This is a genomic window from Pectinatus haikarae, from assembly GCF_015732185.1.
GTDB lineage: Bacteria > Bacillota > Negativicutes > Selenomonadales > Selenomonadaceae > Pectinatus > Pectinatus haikarae.
The window spans coordinates 131314-150486 of the sequence record NZ_WIQM01000007.1; the positions used below are offsets into that span (position 1 = coordinate 131314).

Genomic DNA, 19173 nt, shown 5'->3' on the forward strand with positions numbered 1-19173 from the left:
ATCGGTACTCATTTTTTACTTGCTGTTTATAACCTAAAATAAATTTATCATTCTGAGTATTACAATCCTATTTTCAACGACCTAAAAGACGCTTAAGATATCTTTTCTTTATCGCCTTCTGCAGATTTTTTTGTTCGGCCTCATGTATATATTTGCGTGCGAAAATATTGGGGATAGCCACTCCCACACCTATAGCCAATATGACAAGGCTTGCATTGACACCATTTTGAACGGCCTGCACCAATTTTGCCTCAGTCATAATATCCGTATTGATGATCGCAAACATAAGCCTGTACATAAAAACTCCAGGCATCAACGGAATCACAGAAGGTATCACCAGAACATGCGCTGGCACATGGAACCAATGAACAGCCTTTATAGCAATAAAACTTATAACCATCGCACCAACAAGGGTCCCGACCGGCTGACCCATTGTCAGATCAAAATTCAAAAAATTGCGTATGCAGACAGCTATACTGCCCCCCAGACCGACAACCCATAAAAACTGCGGCGGTACGTTGAACATAGTGGAAAATCCCGCAGCGGCAATAAATGCAGCCACTGCATAAACCCAATAAGCATTTTCCGAACTAAAAGCAATATCGGTAAAATCAGCGACATGACATATCTTTATTGCAAACACTATACCGAAACTCATGCTGCCTATCATCAAAACTGTATTTATTGCCCGCGTTGTACCGGCCGTAATATAATTATCGAGCAAATCGTCAATTGAATTTATCAGCGGAATACCCGGAACGATAAAAATAGCGCAGGTCAGCATGGGATGCCACGGCGTATCCGTATATGGAAGATAACTGGCAAAATACGCACAAACCGTTGCGGCAAAGGCGGCAATAGCGATCCCCATATAAGTATTTATCTGCCATCGATCACATTTTATCCGCAGATAAACACCTATAGCTGCACATACGGCAGTATAAAAAAATGCGGTCCAGTCACCGCCGAAAAGACGGCTTACCCCGCCGCAGGCCAGCGCCGCTCCTATGATTATTATCAAAGGCGTATATCTTGGATCGCGCGACTCCAGCTTATCCAAAGCTCTTTCATACCTGTCCAGCGAAAAATCCTCTTCGATTGCTCTCCACGACAATCTGCTTATGCCTGCAAGCAGTGCCATGTTCACATTATGCTGACAGCACTTTTGAAACTTCGTGATCGAATAGCCATCCATGCTCACATTTATCATCAAAGTCGTGTACGTAACATGGATATTGCAGTACTCATCAGCAATATCCATGTATCCGGCTGTCCGTTTCATTGTCTTCACTATTCTATTTGTATCGGCCGCGTTTTCCATCAGAAGCTGCCCTGTACGCAAAATCAGGCGTATCTTCTTATCCATATCCGCCTTTTTCAGCTTCATTTTTTCATTATCTTGCTCAGTCAAAGTATAACCACCTTTTTCCTTTTTATGCTTCATTCCCAATAAATTATTATTGCGGTAAAATTTCTATTAAATTCAAATATTGTCTTTTTCATATCACCGACAGACTAATTCTTGCAAAATCATCTATTAAACAGGCTTTTGATTGCCAGATAAAAATATGAATAGTATAATGAAATTATATATTAGATTTAGGAGGAAATGAATATGGCAAAAACTGAAAATAAAAAAGAAAGTAAGAAATCCATTTGGGAAAAATATAATAAAAAAGAAAAAAAAGACATGCAGGTTCTCTGCGATGATTACCGAAGCTTTCTGACCGCGGGAAAAACAGAACGGGAATGTGTAAAAGAAATAATCCGCCAGGCCGAACAAAAAGGCTATCGTGATCTCAACACAGTGATCATCAACAGAGAAGTTCTCAAACCCGGTGACAAAATTTATTCTGTATGTATGAAAAAATCTGTTGTCATGTTCAATATCGGCACAGAGCCGCTTGAAAACGGTTTGACCATACTGGGGGCGCATATTGACAGCCCGCGTCTCGATGTTAAGCAAAACCCTCTCTATGAAGAAGGCGGTCTGGCCTATCTGGACACGCACTATTATGGCGGCATAAAAAAATATCAGTGGGTGACTCTGCCCTTGGCTATACATGGTGTGGTTGTCAAAAAAGATAAAACCGTCATTGATATCGTTATCGGCGAAAAAGAAGATGATCCCGTATTTTGCGTGACAGATCTGCTCATCCATCTCGCACAAGAACAAATGACAAAAAAAGCCTCTGAAGTCATTACCGGCGAATCCCTGGATCTGCTCTTTGGTTCCCTGCCGCTGAAGGGAGAAGAAAAGGATTCCGTAAAGGCAAATATCCTGGATATATTAAAAACTGCTTATGCTATTGAAGAAGATGATCTGCTGTCTGCTGAACTTGAAATAGTACCCGCCGGCGGAGCAAGAGAGCTTGGTATTGACCGCAGCATGATAATCTCTTACGGTCAGGATGACCGCGTCTGCGCTTACACCTCTTTGGCTGCCATGCTGGAAACAGAAACCGTTGCCAAAACTGCCTGCTGTCTGCTGGTCGATAAAGAAGAGATCGGCAGTGTCGGCGCTACCGGCATGCAGTCAAAATTCTTTGAAAATGCACTGGCAGAACTGATGAATGCCCTTGGTGTATACAATGACCTGAATATGCGCCGCTGCCTCTCAAATTCTAAAATGCTTTCGTCAGATGTTACATCAGGCTATGATGCCTTGTACGCTTCATCCTTCGACAAAAAGAATATCGCCTACTTAGGAAAGGGAATGGCTTTCAACAAATTCACCGGATCGCGCGGCAAATCAGGTTCCAACGATGCGAATGCTGAATATTTGGGAGAAATACGCGCTATGATGGACAAGCATAAAGTAAATATCCAATTTTCCGAACTTGGGCGTGTAGATTTAGGCGGCGGCGGTACTATTGCCTATATCATGGCACTATACGGCATGCAGGTTATTGACAGCGGTGTAGCTGTGCTCAATATGCACGCACCATGGGAAGTAACAAGCAAAATTGATATTTACGAAACGAAAAAGGGCTACAGCGCCTTTTTAGCCGAAGCATAATCACTCTATCGATTACTTTGGTTATATTTCCTATATTTTTCCGAAATCATGCCAACAAAAATATATGCCTAAAATACCTTTTTCCACCTGAACTGTACATTCTTCGGTGCCTTGCAATATATTACTCACCGCATAAGGCATTTTTTGCAGCAATGTGACTTTATCCAAGGGCCATTTTGTCCCATTTATACTGACTCCCCTGCAAACATTGCTGAAAGGCAGCAGCGAAATGCTCAGAGGCCTTTGTCCGCATCGGAATGACATATGCCCATCCTTCAAATAGAACAGTGTTTCCTTATCATCAGCGGCGCACAGCCTCACGTTTTTATTTGAGAGCCCTGATAATGAAAACAAACTGCTGAACAGATGATCAAATCGCCCACCCCATACTCCTGTCAGGATTATATCCGCGCATATACAGCGCTCTGTTATTTTTTGCAGGGCCAGCTGTGTATCCGTTAGATCCTTATCAGAAGGAAAAGACATAAAAGGCACACCTGCTGATTTTGCCCATTGCCAGTTTGCCGTATCTGCACTGTCTCCGTCACCGAGTATGAAATCCGGCTTCAGGCCAGCTTTTATACATATATCCAAGCCATGATCAGCACAATATATTATTCTGTCTGCGGCTGCTCTTCGTATCCATGAAATATGAGGTGTCCTTCCCCCTGCGATAAGCAATATTTTTTTAAAGTCTCCAGCCATTTTCTTTTGGTCCGGAACCAGTTCAGGCATCAAAAATTTATCCGACATATTATTTGCTCCTTATATTTACAAAAAAGTCCCCGACTTTTTTTCTCTGTTATCCATGATTTATAGATTTATAATATTCTTGCCGCATCAACGGCAGATCGGAGGCCTACTATGATAAACTTCAAATTTTATGGTCATTCCTGCTTCTCTTTAAATACAGATAAGGAAACTATCCTTGTTGATCCTTTTTTTAAGGACAACCCACAGACCAATATAAATCCGCAGGATATAGATTGTCAATATATCCTGGTCAGCCATGCTCACTTTGATCATTTAGGGGATGCCGCTGTCATTGCCGAAAGAACCGGTGCCACACTGATAGCCATTCCTGAAGTACTCAATCTATGCCAAGGTGTAAAAAACGTCCGTCCTATGAATATAGGCGGATCGACGTCTCTCCCCTTCGGTTCAGTCCGGATGACCACCGCCATTCACAGCAGCGGTGTTGCCGGAGGACTGGCATGCGGCTTTGTTATAAGGTTTAACGCCGGACCTACTGTTTATTATTCCGGAGACACAGCCCTATTTTCCGATATGCAGATAATCGGTGCGAAAGAAAAAATAGAATATGCCATCCTGCCGATAGGAGATAATTTTACCATGGGCAAAGAAGACGCTGCTCGTGCCGCTCAAATGCTCAGAGCGCATAACGTCATCCCCATCCACTACAACACATGGCCCGCTATTGAACAGGATCCCAACGTCTTCAAACAAATTGCTGAAAGTTTGGCGGCAGTGAAAGTTCATATTGTCGCTCCCGGAGAATCCATGGAACTGATAAAATAATGGTCACAGAAAACCAAGAGAAAAAACGCGTCATTGTTATCCTCGGTCCGACTGCCGTGGGAAAAACTGAACTCAGCTTGATGCTGGCCAAGTATCTGCACACAGAAATCATTTCGGGCGATTCTATGCTGGTCTACAATGGACTTGATATTGGCACGGCGAAGCCCAGCAAGACAGAGCTGTGTGAAATCCGGCATCATCTCATAGATATTCTGCCTCCTCAAGCGGCCTTCAATGTCACTTCTTTTTGCGATAAGGCAGATGCGTTGATAAATAAACTTAACGCTCAGCATAAGATTCCCATAATAGCCGGCGGTACAGGTCTCTACATTAAATCACTGCTTGAAGGCTATAATTTCAATCAGGCACCGGAAAATCCTCCACTTCGTTCACAGCTGCAAACTCTTGCTGAAAAGTACGGCAGAGAACATGTTTTATCAATGTTAGCAAAAGTAGACCCAGACACGGCCTCCAGACTGCATATCAATAATTTTCGGCGTATAATCCGAGCGCTGGAAGTCTATGAATACAATAAAGATACTATCTCACGCGACAAATTCTCACCAGATGGAAACTCACGCTATAATGCTGTAATCATAGGACTCAATCGGCAGCGAAGCGATTTATACGAACGAATAAACAGACGGGTAGATGTAATGATGGAGTCTGGCTGGCTTTCCGAGGTAGACCGTTTGCTGAAAGACGGTGTTTCCCGCTCCAGCCAATCCATGCAGGCAATCGGTTATAAACAGCTGGCGGCATATCTGGCAGGAGAAAAAAATCTTTCCTGCACCATTGATGAAATAAAAAAATCAACACGCCATTTTGCAAAAAGACAGCTGACATGGTATCGTAAAATGCCTTATATCAACTGGTTTTGGACAGATAAAACTGCAACTGACGTCTTGGCCGAAGAAATTCACAAATTCATAATCCAAAAATTTGACTACGAATAAAAATTAAATTATAATATTCCTAAATTATCGTTGAATTCTGGGAGGAAAATTTATTGAAAGCTATTAATCTGCAGGATGCTTTTTTGAACCAGGCCCGCAAGGAAAATATAAGTGTCACCATTTATCTTGTCAATGGCTTCCAGCTGCGCGGCAACGTGACAGGCTTTGACAATTTTACCGTTATATTAGACAGCAACGGCAAGCAGCAATTGGTATATAAACATGCTATTTCCACAATTACGCCAATGCATCCCTTATCTATGAATTACACAACCGAAAAAAAAGATTCCGATACTCATATTTGAAGATCCGGTATACCATTTCATCGCGAAAATATCGCTGACCATATATTTGTGGCCAGCGATATTTTTTTTGTACAATCCTTTAAATCTTTTTGCATTTTCTGGAAATAATTAACACTCCCTCATTAATTCCCAGGAGTTTTTCCAACAAGGTGATCGTAATAGAACGTTTTTTTTCAAATATATCATCTTCCTCTTTTTGATGAACTGAATTTAAAAGTACGGAAAAAATATTCCAAAAAAATGATATAACCTCATCTATGTGAACAATACTCATAGTTTTTTCAAAAACTCCCTGTTTTAGAATATCCCGCAATATAGGATTCAACAAAATTTGTGATTTGTACCATAATTTTGTCGCAAGTTCTCCATGATCATCCTTTTCGAGATTGATGACTATATTATCAATAGAATGCGGCACAAAAAATTCATGCATTAAAAACTGCAGTTTATCCAAAGCTGATTTCTGAGAAAACTCTGTTTTTATGGCATCTGCCACCTGCATGAGATATTGTTCGACAATTGCAAACAATATAGATTCTTTAGTTGGAAAATAATAATAGAAAGTAGCCTTGGCAATATTGGCTTTTTTAGTAATATCAATAATCATTGTCTTCTCATAGCCAACTGTATCGAACAGTTCAAAAGCGGCATCTATCAATTGTCTTTTCCGTTTGGCAGACTCGTTTCTGATAATGAATTCCTCCTAAATGTCAAATTCAATTACACTCCACATAATATGGCAATAGTAAAATATATTCAAAGGAATACTACTATTATTTCAAAGAAAATGCAAGTACCATACCCTTCTGTTTAGTTATTCATTATACGATTTTTAAAGATATCTTGACATAGTCGACCCGGGTTGATAAAATATAATCAACCCGGGTCGACTAATAATCTTAATCAATAATATTAATAATATGATCAAAAACCTGAAAATTACTTTCTATTGTAAAGGTGGGAGTCAATGGTAAATATCCTGTTGGTGACTATAAGTAAAATTCTTTTTCATTTACCTGGTGAGAGCAAACTAAAATTTGGCAGCCTATTAGGAACATTTGCATGGTTTTTTCTCCCCAAACGCAAGAAAAAAATGATGGAACAAAATATTTGCGAGACATTATGCATGTCCTCAGAGCAGGCTCATGCAATAAGTAAAGCCAGTTTTGTAAGATTTGGCTGCATGCTTGTTGATTTTCTGCAATATCCCAGTTTTTCTGAAAAAAATATAGCAAGATCGGTAACATTTGAGGGACTGGAACATTTGAATGCCGCTCTAGCCGAAAAAAAAGGAGCTGTCATGGTTGCCGGACATTGCGGAAATTGGGAATTACTCGGTGCGGCACTCGCTTATAAAGGCTTCCCTATGGTCGCAGTGACAAAACGGCAAAAAAATAATAAATTCGAACGATTCCTCAATATGTATCGCAGTATGCCTTCAAAAGGAATAGTACTTTACAAGGAGGAACTGCGCAAAGTGATCAGAATGTTAAGAGGCAATAAAATACCCTTGATCTTTATCGATATTGACGGCAAGGATACCGGTGTATTTATCAAATTTCTCGGTCGCCGGACGTCCACTCCTCCGGGAGCAGCGATACTTGCCCAAATGTGCAGCTGTCCGATTATTCCGGCATTTATTAAACAGGACAGTAGAGGAATCCATCATATAAAAATTTGTGAACCTCTTTGGCTAGAAAAAAGGGAAGATACAGATACAGCTGTATATGATATGATGCAGCATATATCATTTTTATTGGAAAATCGTATAAGAAATTTTCCGGAAGACTGGTTCTGGCTCTATAATCGTTGGAAAACAAAAAATAGAAAATAAAAAGGCAGGTAAGTAAAATGAGCTACATAAATAAATTGACGATGGTCGCTTTTATCGCCGCAGTGCAATTTTCCTCTGGCACAGTTCATGCTTCAGCAGATACGAAAATTCACACAAACATCGACCCGGACAACAGCATCAGCTATCTCACAGAAAATAATACGTACAGTTCATTCCCTGGATCATCGCATGAAAATAACCTTCAATCAGGCAATAGGCAAAAACCTCAATATGATCGTGCAAAGGATAGAAACCGCAGGGATGAATATGAAAAACGCATGAGAAATGAAAATGAACGTCATGAAAGAGAAATGAGACGGCGTCCGCATGAAACACGGCATGAATGGAGAGAACGGCAAAAACGTGAAGACAAACGTCACAAACGCGAACTTGAACAGCTCAGATCAATTTTTACTCGTGTCATTTCCGATATTTTGGCGAACCGTCATAAATGACAGCACTAGCAAGAGATCTGCTATTCCCTGAAAATTTTTACGGAGGTTTTTATGCGTATACGAAAAATATTTTATACACTGGTACTGATAATGCTTTTTTACACATGCGCGGCATCTGCTTCGCCTAAAATCACCGCGGATAATACTAACTTTGATATTTTATCCGGGACATATAAACTAACTGGCAATGTACGTGTTGAGACTGACAAATTTCTCGTAACTGCCGGAGCGGCTCAGGTAAATCTTACGTCCTTTGAGGTATGGGCACAAAAAAATATAAAATGTGTTTACGGCGGCAATGACAGCGGTTCATCTGTAATAAATTTCAGTGGCAGCGACTTATACGGTTCATGGCGCACAAAAACTATAATCGTAAAAGGCGGAACCGATTTTTCCTGCGAAAATCTGTTTGTAAAAGCGGACCAGACTTCCTTCAACTGGGAAACTAAAATTGCTGATTTTTCCGGCAATGTAATAGTACAGCAGGATGGAAAAACTGAAAAATACGATGAAATCAAATATAATTTGAATGAAAAAAAATTTTTGGAGCATGATATTGATACTTCCGTCGTAAAGCAGAAAGCAAAAATATAACAATTATTAACAGTACCCTGATCTTCATTATCTTGACATGATTTTTAAATATATGGAAAAAAGAATTGCCTATAAAATTTAATCTTGTTCTCTGATAATCCCCTTAAACAGGAAATTATTTTCAACCAGTGAGCAAGTTTATTTATAAAAAGCCAATTTCTTCTTGGTAAACACATATTTTATGGCAGTTTTATGAAACTTCCTATGTTTTTTTATTTTAAATATTATTGTATAATAATAAATATATTATCCGATCAGTTTAGCTTTCTGCCGGCAATAAAAAGAGGATGTTCTTCCTGACTGCAGATATATTTCGATTATTCAAATCAGAAATTTGAAGCCTATTAAAAGAGAGGTAATGAGAAAATGAAGAAAAAATATTTCTTACAGACGGCCTTGTTTTTATTAGTGATAAGTTCTTTTTTTGTTGTTGGGAACGTATGCCGTGCGGAAAAGGCAGCTGCGGTAATTCCCGGAAATGCTTTTATTGCCAAGGGAACTGTATTGAATTTTGAACTAATGACTGAAATCAGCAGTAAAACAAGTAAAGCAGGAGACAGTGTACAAATAAAACTCTTAAAAGATCTGTCCATTGATAACACCATTTTGATTCCAAAGGATACACTGTTAACAGGCACGCTAAAAAAAGCACAAGCAAGTAAACTAGCCGGGCAAGGTGCTGTCATAAGAATACTGTTAGATAACTATGCATTGCCAAATGGTATAACCGTTACACTGAATAAAGAAGAGATAAAATTTAAAGGTGATCGCAGTTACACCGGCCTTGCCAGCAATATATTGCTTCCTTTTTCGGGAATCTTTTTTAAGGGAAAGCAGGTAAATTGCCCCGCAGGCATGAATTTCGAATATACAGTAAAAAATGATATAGACTTAGGAATCAGTCTGGACAGGCTGAATGACGCGGCAAAAGTACATATATAAATTCCATATCATAGATAATTATTGGACAAATATTGCCGTATGATCTATACTATACAGTATAAATATGGTAAGATTATATAATTTGTTCGGCTTGTTTTCATTCTGACAGTATTTGAGGAGGCATCATAGGCTGTGAAGAAAAAAATCGAAGTATTTGCTTATGCCAATGAAATCATGAAGGCACTCGGCACCGGTATTCTGCTGACTACAAAGGCGGAAGGTAAAATAAATTCGATGACGATAGGCTGGGGAAATCTCGGTATCGTCTGGGGAAAACCGACTTTTACAGTTTTTGTAAGAGAAAATCGATTTACGAACTCTCAGCTGGCAAAAAATCCGGAATTCACAATTAACATTCCATACGGCAATTTCAATAAAAAAATATCGGGATTCTGCGGCACGAAATCCGGCTATGAAGTTGATAAAATCGGAGATTTAAATTTGACTTTGGAACCGCCTGAAATTATAGCGGTTCCCGCCATCAAAGAGCTGCCCTTGACGCTTGAATGCAAAATCGTTTATAAACAAAAGCATAACGAGCATGCCATTGGAGAAGAAACTAAAAGGGAATACTATCCTCGGGATGTAGCCAGTAATTTCTATGGTGCAAATAAAGATTTTCACACCGTTTATTACGGAGAAATTGTCAGTGCTTACATTATAGAGTAAATAAAAAATTGTTATGCATATGCATTATAGAAAAGAGGTTGCATCAGCATGATCAAAGTTGTAGCAAAGCAGACAGTAAAACAGGATAAAATCAATAGTTTCCTAGCCTCTGCCAAAAAACTTGTGGAAGAAACACATCAAAAAGACTCCGGATGTATCAGTTACGATATATTTCAGGATCTGCAGCATGCCGAAGTATTGACGTTCATAGAAGAATGGGAAAACCAGGACGCGCTTGACAAGCATATGGCCTCTAAACACTTTAAGGAACTTTTCCCGTATCTCAATGGACTTCTTGAAAAACCCGGAGAAATCAATTGCTATAAAAAAGTGGTATAACACTATAATTCTTTTTCTTCGCTGTTATATTTAATAGTTCGTATAAAGTTCCCAATAAAAAAAGGCCTCCGAAAATTTCGGAAGCCTTCATTTTTTTTAAATGATTTAATTATAATCCATTTATAAACATCCAAGTTAATGTAAAATAAGAACATTAACTTGGATGTTTTGTTACAGAAAAAGAATGCCTATTTTCATTATTGCCTATATTCTAGCGCAATTAACTTATTTACACAAAACTGTCAGTTGATTACGATTAACTTCACCAGAAGATTATCCCATTATCTTTCACACAAAAACAGCACAGATAGGTTAATCGTGTCTTCAGCATCGTTCACTGCCAATGAGGTGACAGGGTTTACCATCTTCTGCAATATATATCATATGTGTCTGGTAAAAATTCTTGATCAACAGAATTATATTCTCAGCTGCCAAAATGCCACAGCGCTTGCGGCGGCCACATTGAGTGAATCTACCTGATGAGCCATGGGGATTTTTACTGCATAGTCACAAGCAGCTATAACAGCTGATGACAAACCATAGCCCTCGCTGCCAAAAATTAAGGCCAGCCGTTTTTCGGCGGCCAATTTTTTATCTTCTATGCCCACAGAATCTGGATTCAAGGCCATTGCAACTATTTTAAACCCCCAGGTCCTCAATATAGAAATATCCTCGCCTATGCGCGCCCATGGCAATTGAAAAATCGTTCCCATGCTGACACGCACCGACCGTCTGCATAAAGGATCGCAGCAGGACGGAGTGATAAGTATAGCATCCATACCCAAAGCTGCAGCAGAACGAAATATAGCTCCGACATTGGTGGAATCTGTAATACCATCAAGTACAGCTATTCGCCGAGCCTTGGTTATCAGATTTTCCGCTGCTGCCAATTTGGGACGAGTCAATGCGCATAAGATGCCGCGTGTGAGCTTATAGCCGGTCAACTTTGCCAGCAATTCGCGGTCCCCCGTGTAAATGGGAACATCTCCGCACTCTCTAATAATATCCTGTGCTTGTCCCGTGATGCGTTTACGTTCCATTAGGAAAGCTAGTGGTTTGCAGCCATATTTCAGAGCCAATTTTATTACTTTAGAACTTTCTGCGATAAATATCCCCTTTTCAGGATCTGACCGATTACGCAGCTGCGCTTCTGTTAAATGACTGAACAGCGTCAGCTCAGGAGCAGCCAGATCATGCACTTCTATAATGTTAGCCAAAAAAATATCATCTTCCTCACATTAATGTATTATTAAGGATGCTGTGCTATTACAGTAATTTTCAAACCGTGCCGATAATTTTATTTTTACTTCACAGAATTAATAGATCTGTCGTAAGGAACACGGTCCTGCCGCTAAAAGAACAATATATATACAAAAAATTATATTGCTGCCGTCTTCTAAAAAATTTTATCAAGCCCATTCCCCATAACTGGAATATACCGAAATAATTCTGCTGAGTTTACTGGGCAAAATATAAATTCAGCATTTTTCCACAGCCAATCTGTGATATAAATTTTCAGGATATATAAAAAACATCTTTAATAACATTTTTAGTATAGCAAGATAAATTACTTCTAGCAATTACTGTTCATAGAAAAATAGCTTATCAATTAATTACGGAAATATCTATTATTTTGCTCAATTATACAAATATTAAAATCTGAACAAGAATAATTAGTGCCAATAGTAGTTCGCAAAATACAAAGTAATTTCGAAGAGATTAAGAAATAAATTTTTTTTTGAATCTTGTTGTAATATATCCAATTTAACATAACAATGATTCAGTGACCAACTTTCTTTATATTTCGCTTGGGTACTATATAATCAACCGGATATAAAAATATATGCTCGGTAAAATTTCTACGATGATTATCTGGCGACAAATTTTTTGATTTAATCATTCCCTAGTATATTAATCGAATCAATTTTAATACAATCCATAGATGTAAGATCATAAAACCGCACTAAAAATTTCCCAAATTGTTTTCTAAAACAATTGTCTCTTTCAAACAGAATTTAATTTTTTCAAGTACAGCCTTGCAGATATTTGTAAATTATTCCTATATGAATTCAATAGTTAATACATTGCAAGATTCAGATTCTCCTACCCCATCCCGAATATTTCTCCGGGGATAAGTCAAAATAGGAAAAAACATAAAATTCCGGTTTCTTTTAGGTTTGCTTAATCAATTATCTTTTTGGGGAATTACCAATGGTTTTTCCTATTTTTTTTTGCGAACTTCACTATACATTATCTTTCTCTCAAAAAATATTATACAAAAAATGAATTTACTATTTTTTACATAAATGTAACTATTTTTAAATTATTCTGAACCATATACTATAAATGAGTTTAAATAAATATAATATAAAAGGGAGCGTTAGATATGAAATTTGCATTATTTTTTGGTAACAGAGGTTTTATGCCAGCAGAATTAATTGAAAGTGCTAGAAGAGATATGATAAAAGCGGTAACAGATGCTGGATATGATTATCTCATAATGAGTGAAGATGCAACGCGTTATGGTGCAGTGGAAACAAGGGCAGAGGGTTTTAAATATGCTGAATGGTTGAAGTCACATGAAGGGGAATATGACGGCGTTATTCTTTGCATGCCTATTTTTATTGATGAAAATGGTGCTATTACCGCCTTGCAAGATGCAAAAGTGCCTATTTTAATGCAGGCATATCCTGATGAAATAGGAAAGATGGATTTTGTTAATAGAAGAGATGCTTTTTGTGGTAAATTTTCTGTTACAGATGTATTTGAACAATACAAAGTACCATATACGGTACTTAAGCCACATGTTGTAAATCCGAGATCTGGAATATTTAGACAAAATCTGAATGATTTTGCTGCAATTTGCAGAGTAGTAAGAGGAATGAGAAAATTTAATCTTGGCTGTATCGGAGCAAGAACTACAGCATTTAAAACGGTGCGCTTTGATGAAGTAACGATGCAAAGACATGGTGTTAATGTAGAATCATTTGATTTATCTGATTTGTTTGAAAAAGTTCGCAATAAAAATAACAATGATGAAAAAGTACAGGAAAAAAAGAAAATTTTGAAAAAATATACAGATTTTTCCAAAGTCCCGGAAGATAGGAAAAATACGTTAGCAAAGATCAGTGTTGTCATTGATGAATATATTGATGAATATTATTTAGATGCTATTTCACTTCGTTGCTGGAATGAGATGGAGACATATTTAAGGGTTTGTCCTTGTGTGTTGATTAGTGAATTAAATGACAGAGGTATCGTAGCTGCCTGCGAAATAGATATGTGCTCTGCTATTACAATGCGTGCTTTGAGTCTTGCTAGTCAAGGCCCGGCAGCATGTTTAGATTGGAACAATAATTATGGAGATGATCCCGATAAAGTAATTTTATTCCACTGTGGCTCTACGGCTAAAGCTTTAATGCAGGGGGAAGGCACTGTTACTGAACATAAAATGTTTGCTAAAGGTGATCCTGGAAGTGGATGGGGTTCTAATGAGGGAAGAATTGCTGCATTCCCCATGACTTTTTCTAATTGTAAGACAGAAGATGGCAAAATTACTATTTATTTTAGTGAAGGCAAATTCACTGATGATAAAATTGAAACTGGATATTTTGGCTGTGCAGGTGTGGGAGAGATTCCAGATTTGCAAAATAAACTGATTTTTCTTGCTAGAGGTGGGTTCAAGCATCACACTACCATAGCTAAGGGCCATTACAAACAGGTATTGGAAGAAGCATTTAATACTTATTTGAAATATAATGTAGTCTCTATTGATAAATAATAGGGGAGTATAAATATGTTATTAGCGGGACTGGATATCGGAACAACTGGATGTAAAATTACCATATATGATAAAAAGGGGATTTACCAAAATCGTTTTTATAATGATAATCCTGTTTCAAGGAATACGAATGGACATGAAATTGATGCCGAAAATATATGGCAGGGCGTAAAAAAGGTTATTAAATCAGCTGCACATGAGTATCCTGATATCAGTGCGATAGGAGTTACCAGTTTTGGTGAAACCTGCGTGTTATTGGATGATAAGGATGAACCGATAAGAAATGCCATGCTTTACACTGACCCCAGAGGGACAGATGAATGTGGAGAATTAATAGCCAAATTAGGAAAGAGGAAAATTACGCGTATTTCAGGAGTCAGTCCGCACAGCATGTATAGTCTTCCTAAGGTGATGTGGATAAAAAAACATTTCCCTGATGAGTATGAAAGAACTAGACATATATTAATGATGGAAGACTATATAATTTATATGTTGACGGGTAAAACTGTGATTGATTATTCATTGGCAACAAGAAGCATGGGATTTGATATTAATAAATTGACTTGGAGTGATGAAATTTTTAGTGCAGCTGGTATTAATAAAAATTTATTTTCTGAGCCAATTACCAGCGGAACGATTGCTGGTGTGATAAGAAAAGATATAGTAGAAGAATTTGGCTTGAATGTGAATGTTTTTGTTGTCCCGGTAGGACATGACCAAGTAGCTGCTGCTGTTGGTTCAGGAATGATTGATAGCGGGTGTGCGGTCGATGGTGCTGGTACAGTGGAGTGTATTACGCCTGTTTTTGATAAGCTGCCAGAATTTAAGATAATGGAAAATAGCGGCTATGCGATTATACCATATTTGTTCCCTGATAAATATGTAACATATGCTTTTTTATTTACCGGAGGTGCATTGGTTTCGTGGTATATCAACAATTTAGCTAAAGCTGAAAAGTTAGAGGCTAAACGGTTAAATAAATCTGTATATGATGTTTTGGAAAAACAGATGAAAGATGAACCAACAGGGATTTTGATTCTCCCTCATTTTGCAGGAGCGGCAACTCCATATATGGATGAAAATTCTAAAGGAGCAATCGTTGGTCTTACTCTGGAGCATAGTACATCTGATCTATATCGTGCCATGATGGAAGGGATAGTATACGAAATGCGTTTAAATCTGGAAAAATTACAGCAAGCAGGAATTTATATTAAAAAATTGAGAGCTACAGGTGGAGGTGCGACTTCTCAAGTGTGGATGCAGATGAAAGCGGACATATTAGGTTTACCAGTCACTTCACTTGATAACACTGAAGCAGGAGCTGCAGGTTGTGTCATGATGGCTGGAATTGCTACAGGAGTATTCAAAGATTTGAAACACGCTGCAAAAAGAATGATTAAAGAGAGATGTACATTTTATCCACGAAAGGAACAACATAATGCTTATATGAAATATTATGAAAAATATAAAGAATTATACAAGGCTGTACGTCCACTAGTTTAAATAGAAAGAAGGATGTTGCGGAGTGAATAAATATATTGGACATGAAAGCCAGTTGTCAGGGATTGAAGAACATCGTTTGATAGGTGGAAAAGGTGATGGTATGCGATTATTTTTAGTAAAAAATGGTAAGGGATTAGAGTTTACTGTTTCAGCTGATCGATGTGCAGATATATCAAGGCTAAGTTTTCGCGGTATCAATATGGGATATTTTTCGCCTAATGGTTATGTAGCTCCATCATATTATGACGATAAAGACATTGGATTTTTGAAATCATTCACGGCCGGCTTTCTTACTACTTGCGGTTTAGCCGCCGTAGGTGTGCCATGCGAAGATGAAGGTGAACAATTACCACTTCATGGAACAGTTAGTAACACTCCGGTCGAATATATTTATTTTGAAAAGAATTGTGAAGAAATCAAAGTTCATGCGCTTATTAATGATGAACAGATTTTTTCTCATAAATTACTATTAAGGAGAGAAATTATCTGTTCATTGAAAGAAAATATAATTACCATTAAAGATTATGTGGAAAACAGGGGAGATAAAGATTATCCATTAATGATTTTATATCATATGAATATTGGTTATCCACTTTTGTCAGAAAAGACATTGATATATATTCCCTCTGATGAAGTACAACCAAGAAATGATCATGCAGAGAAAGATATTGGAAATTGGAACAAAATTATTTCTCCAACAATTGGATTTGAAGAACAATGTTATTTTCATCATTTTTCTAAAAAGGGATTGGCAGCCGTTTATAATTCTGATATTGATCAAGGCTTGTTAATCTCTTTTGATAAAAATAATTTAAATTGTTTCACAGAATGGAAAATGATGGGAGAGAGAGATTATGTTTTAGGTTTAGAACCGGGGAATTGTCATCCTGATGGAAGAAACAAAATGCGTCAGGAAGGTAATCTTAAAATTTTAAAACCTTATGAAAGTATATCTTATGAAGTAACAATTTCTATGCTAGCAGGGATTAAAGAATGGGAAAAAGTAATTTCATAAGGTTTATTTCTAAATATTAACTTATGGTTCATTATAAAATGAAAATGAACAGTTAGCAAAAAGTCCATAGTGATTTTTCATCAAATGGTAAAATGGAGTTCTCACAGCACCATTAACCAAAGAGGAGACAATCACTATGGACTGTCATAATTATATCACAGTAGCTCCTGAACGAAAACGTGGTCAGCACTTGGGACGGGAAGAACGCAGAGCAATCCAACAACTAAACAAGCAAGGATATTCTCTACGGGCAATCGCCCGAGAAATCAACTGTTCGCCAAGTACTATCCTTTATGAGCTGCGCCGCGGTACACCGCGGCGCAAAAGCTATAGAGGCCGTGCACCGGAGTACAGCGCCAAACGAGGCCTTGCAGTATATGAAATGAATCGAATGAAGTGCAAAAGGCCGCATTATATCACACATTGCTCAGATTTTGTTAAGTGGGTTGACCTATACCCGCTTTGCTAGACAGCTAAAATGAATGGTAAAATACATTCATGAGGTGAGAGTATTGACAAAATACAGCAACGAATTTAAAGAAGAAGCCGTTAAGCGGGTTTTGAGTGGCGTTCCTGCCAGCCAGGTCGCTAGAGAAATTGGCGTCAACGTCAACTCGTTATATACGTGGAAGACCAGATATCTGAAGCATCCAGAGCAGCCATTCGTTGGAAGCGGCAAGCTCCGTGCTGACGATGACGAGCTGCGCAAACTTCGTCAGCAGGTTAAGTATCTTCAGCAGGAGAATGAATTCTTAAAAAAAGCCAGTGCCTTCTTTGCCAAGAACCTGAAGTGATCCGATATTACTACATCCAAGCAAACCGCGACAAATATCCGATTGCGAAGATGGTGCGCTGGGCCAAGGTGTCCAGAAGCGGTTTCTACGCGTGGCTGCGGCGTAAGCCGAGCCTGCGTGATAAAACAAACGCAGATCTGCTTCAGCAGATTCATAAATTCATGATGAGAACTATCGCACCTATGGTTCGACGCGTATCACACGGGAACTCCGCAATAATGGATATCCCGTGAATCACAAGCGCGTTGAACGTATCATGCGCGAAAATTACCTTCGTGCCAAGGCTCGTCGTAAATTTAAGGCAACAACATACTCTGATCATGACCTGCCTGTTAACGAAAACCTGCTCGACCGCGACTTCGCAGCTGAACATCCTGGCGAAAAGATGGTCAGTGACATCACGTACATTCCTACCGACGAAGGCTGGCTATATCTTTCCGGTGTCATGGATCTGTGCGGACGTAAAATGGTCGGCGTAGCCATGGGAATCCGGATGACGAAGCAGCTCGTCATGGATGCTCTGCAAGATGCTATAAATCACACAAACAATGTCGAAGGATGCATCCTGCACTCAGATCGTGGCAGTCAGTACTGCTCCAAGGCTTACCAGCAAATGGTGTCCCAAAACCATCTTATCAGCAGCATGAGCCGCAAAGGTAACTGCTGGGACAACGCTCCCATGGAAAGCTTTTGGGGTACATTGAAGCAGGAATGGTTAAACGACCGACACTTCCGCACACGAGACGAAGCCAAGACCGCGATTTTCGAGTATATCTGGATTTTTTACAACCGGAAGCGGATTCACTCCAGCATTGGTTATACGACGCCGGAAAAATATTATGCCGCAAGGCTTGTACGGGAATCGGCAGCGTAGGTGATAAATCAAGCATTTTTACGAAATCGAGTGATTCCTTTCGTTTTCGGTGTCTAACCGCGTGGGGAAAGGCCAGGTGGTTGCGCAAGTTAGGGCAAAAAAGTGGTCGTTAGACGCTTGCGTCGGTCATGCGCGCCTGCACCAGCTCTTTGCTGATAAAGAAATGGTATGCACGAAGACCCTATATAACGAAATGCCTGCTGGTAATTTGCCGCTATCGCTGTTAGAGTTGCCTGAAATTCTCAAGCGAAAACAGAACAAAAAAGGAACCCGAAAGCATAAAAGTCTGAAAGGTGGCAGCATTGACGAGCGTCCTGACGTCGCAGATTTACGCACAGAATTCGGCCATTGGGAAGCTGACACGGTAATTGGCAGAAAAAAGGCAGAGAAGCTGCTGTTTTAACCCTGATTGAGCGTGTTACAAACAATTACTTGGCTAAATTGAATAGCCACCCGCGCAAGCGACTTGCCTACCAGACACCGGAAGAATTGTTTGACGCTTTTCTCGATAAACTTTATATTGCCTGAGATCATCGTCATTTTACCAAAGTGTT

At 38.8% G+C, this 19173-nt stretch carries 17 protein-coding genes and 3 pseudogenes; 16 read left to right on the top strand and 4 right to left on the bottom strand.

Translation table 11 applies throughout. From position 1 onward, the window contains the following. Positions 1-73 precede the first annotated feature (73 nt). Entirely contained in the window at positions 74-1411 is a 1338-nt protein-coding gene (locus tag I6758_RS04150; RefSeq protein ID WP_231038498.1) for a threonine/serine exporter family protein, read from the bottom strand. Between the two features lie 204 nt (positions 1412-1615). Between I6758_RS04150 and I6758_RS04155 the strand changes: the two genes are divergently transcribed. Further along, a complete protein-coding gene (locus I6758_RS04155; RefSeq protein ID WP_196603944.1) occupies positions 1616-3019 on the top strand; it encodes an aminopeptidase in 1404 nt (467 codons plus the stop codon). Positions 3020-3049: 30 nt separating this feature from the next. Here the strand turns inward: I6758_RS04155 and I6758_RS04160 are convergent, their stop codons facing one another. After that, a complete protein-coding gene (locus tag I6758_RS04160; protein ID WP_196603945.1) occupies positions 3050-3772 on the bottom strand; it encodes a thiamine diphosphokinase in 723 nt (240 codons plus the stop codon). 111 nt (positions 3773-3883) lie between these two features. Between I6758_RS04160 and I6758_RS04165 the strand changes: the two genes are divergently transcribed. The 3 genes from I6758_RS04165 to hfq are packed head-to-tail and all read left to right on the top strand — an operon-like array spanning position 3884 to position 5819. After that, positions 3884-4558, top strand: a complete 675-nt coding sequence (locus tag I6758_RS04165; protein WP_196603946.1) for a metal-dependent hydrolase — start codon at positions 3884-3886, stop codon at positions 4556-4558. Next, a complete protein-coding gene (miaA, locus tag I6758_RS04170; RefSeq protein ID WP_196603947.1) occupies positions 4558-5514 on the top strand; it encodes a tRNA (adenosine(37)-N6)-dimethylallyltransferase MiaA in 957 nt (318 codons plus the stop codon). The genes I6758_RS04165 and miaA overlap by 1 nt, the downstream gene beginning before the upstream one ends. Positions 5515-5567: 53 nt before the next feature. After that, the gene (hfq, locus tag I6758_RS04175) at positions 5568-5819 is read left to right on the top strand and encodes an RNA chaperone Hfq (protein WP_231038499.1); all 252 of its coding nucleotides are present in this window, start codon (positions 5568-5570) and stop codon (positions 5817-5819) included. 79 nt (positions 5820-5898) lie between these two features. Here the strand turns inward: hfq and I6758_RS04180 are convergent, their stop codons facing one another. Beyond that, positions 5899-6477 carry a TetR/AcrR family transcriptional regulator gene (locus tag I6758_RS04180; protein ID WP_196603948.1) on the bottom strand — a complete coding sequence of 193 codons (579 nt, stop codon included), beginning with the start codon at positions 6475-6477 and terminating at the stop codon, positions 5899-5901. A 309-nt stretch (positions 6478-6786) separates the two neighbouring features. On the opposite strand from I6758_RS04180, the gene I6758_RS04185 reads away from it, so the two are divergent. From I6758_RS04185 to I6758_RS04210, 6 genes are all read left to right on the top strand, one after another. Continuing rightward, positions 6787-7653, top strand: a complete 867-nt coding sequence (locus I6758_RS04185; RefSeq protein WP_196603949.1) for a lysophospholipid acyltransferase family protein — start codon at positions 6787-6789, stop codon at positions 7651-7653. 17 nt (positions 7654-7670) lie between these two features. Further along, on the top strand, positions 7671-8108 hold the full coding sequence (locus I6758_RS04190; RefSeq protein WP_196603950.1) for a hypothetical protein: 438 nt from the start codon (positions 7671-7673) through the stop codon (positions 8106-8108). A gap of 51 nt (positions 8109-8159) precedes the next feature. After that, positions 8160-8702 carry an LptA/OstA family protein gene (locus I6758_RS04195; RefSeq protein ID WP_196603951.1) on the top strand — a complete coding sequence of 181 codons (543 nt, stop codon included), beginning with the start codon at positions 8160-8162 and terminating at the stop codon, positions 8700-8702. A 366-nt stretch (positions 8703-9068) separates the two neighbouring features. Continuing rightward, the gene (locus I6758_RS04200) at positions 9069-9644 is read left to right on the top strand and encodes a hypothetical protein (RefSeq protein ID WP_196603952.1); all 576 of its coding nucleotides are present in this window, start codon (positions 9069-9071) and stop codon (positions 9642-9644) included. A 132-nt stretch (positions 9645-9776) separates the two neighbouring features. After that, positions 9777-10313 carry a flavin reductase family protein gene (locus I6758_RS04205; RefSeq protein WP_196603953.1) on the top strand — a complete coding sequence of 179 codons (537 nt, stop codon included), beginning with the start codon at positions 9777-9779 and terminating at the stop codon, positions 10311-10313. A 48-nt stretch (positions 10314-10361) separates the two neighbouring features. Next, a complete protein-coding gene (locus tag I6758_RS04210; RefSeq protein ID WP_196603954.1) occupies positions 10362-10652 on the top strand; it encodes a putative quinol monooxygenase in 291 nt (96 codons plus the stop codon). Positions 10653-11068: 416 nt separating this feature from the next. On the opposite strand, the gene I6758_RS04215 is transcribed toward I6758_RS04210, so the two are convergent. Further along, complete coding sequence (locus I6758_RS04215; protein ID WP_196603955.1) at positions 11069-11869, bottom strand: TrmH family RNA methyltransferase; 801 nt, start codon at positions 11867-11869, stop codon at positions 11069-11071. Between the two features lie 1169 nt (positions 11870-13038). Between I6758_RS04215 and I6758_RS04220 the strand changes: the two genes are divergently transcribed. From I6758_RS04220 to I6758_RS04245, 6 genes and pseudogenes are all read left to right on the top strand, one after another. After that, positions 13039-14433, top strand: a complete 1395-nt coding sequence (locus I6758_RS04220; protein ID WP_196603956.1) for an L-fucose/L-arabinose isomerase family protein — start codon at positions 13039-13041, stop codon at positions 14431-14433. Between the two features lie 15 nt (positions 14434-14448). Then, on the top strand, positions 14449-15936 hold the full coding sequence (locus tag I6758_RS04225; protein WP_196603957.1) for an FGGY-family carbohydrate kinase: 1488 nt from the start codon (positions 14449-14451) through the stop codon (positions 15934-15936). A gap of 22 nt (positions 15937-15958) precedes the next feature. Continuing rightward, entirely contained in the window at positions 15959-16951 is a 993-nt protein-coding gene (locus tag I6758_RS04230) for an aldose 1-epimerase family protein (RefSeq protein ID WP_196603958.1), read from the top strand. Positions 16952-17087: 136 nt separating this feature from the next. After that, a pseudogene (locus I6758_RS15195) lies at positions 17088-17258 on the top strand (helix-turn-helix domain-containing protein); the annotation flags it as partial. Positions 17259-17463: 205 nt separating this feature from the next. Then, a pseudogene (locus I6758_RS04240) lies at positions 17464-18619 on the top strand (IS3 family transposase). 76 nt (positions 18620-18695) lie between these two features. Further along, a pseudogene (locus I6758_RS04245) lies at positions 18696-19147 on the top strand (IS30 family transposase); the annotation flags it as partial. Between the last annotated feature and the right edge of the window lie 26 nt (positions 19148-19173).

Coding starts and splice junctions, on each gene's coding strand:
- I6758_RS04155 (WP_196603944.1), top strand. CDS start 1,616: ATGGCAAAAACTGAAAATAAAAAAGAAAGTAAGAAATCCATTTGGGAA.
- I6758_RS04160 (WP_196603945.1), bottom strand. CDS start 3,772: ATGTCGGATAAATTTTTGATGCCTGAACTGGTTCCGGACCAAAAGAAA.
- I6758_RS04165 (WP_196603946.1), top strand. CDS start 3,884: ATGATAAACTTCAAATTTTATGGTCATTCCTGCTTCTCTTTAAATACA.
- miaA (WP_196603947.1), top strand. CDS start 4,558: ATGGTCACAGAAAACCAAGAGAAAAAACGCGTCATTGTTATCCTCGGT.
- I6758_RS04185 (WP_196603949.1), top strand. CDS start 6,787: ATGGTAAATATCCTGTTGGTGACTATAAGTAAAATTCTTTTTCATTTA.
- I6758_RS04190 (WP_196603950.1), top strand. CDS start 7,671: ATGAGCTACATAAATAAATTGACGATGGTCGCTTTTATCGCCGCAGTG.
- I6758_RS04195 (WP_196603951.1), top strand. CDS start 8,160: ATGCGTATACGAAAAATATTTTATACACTGGTACTGATAATGCTTTTT.
- I6758_RS04200 (WP_196603952.1), top strand. CDS start 9,069: ATGAAGAAAAAATATTTCTTACAGACGGCCTTGTTTTTATTAGTGATA.
- I6758_RS04210 (WP_196603954.1), top strand. CDS start 10,362: ATGATCAAAGTTGTAGCAAAGCAGACAGTAAAACAGGATAAAATCAAT.
- I6758_RS04220 (WP_196603956.1), top strand. CDS start 13,039: ATGAAATTTGCATTATTTTTTGGTAACAGAGGTTTTATGCCAGCAGAA.
- I6758_RS04225 (WP_196603957.1), top strand. CDS start 14,449: ATGTTATTAGCGGGACTGGATATCGGAACAACTGGATGTAAAATTACC.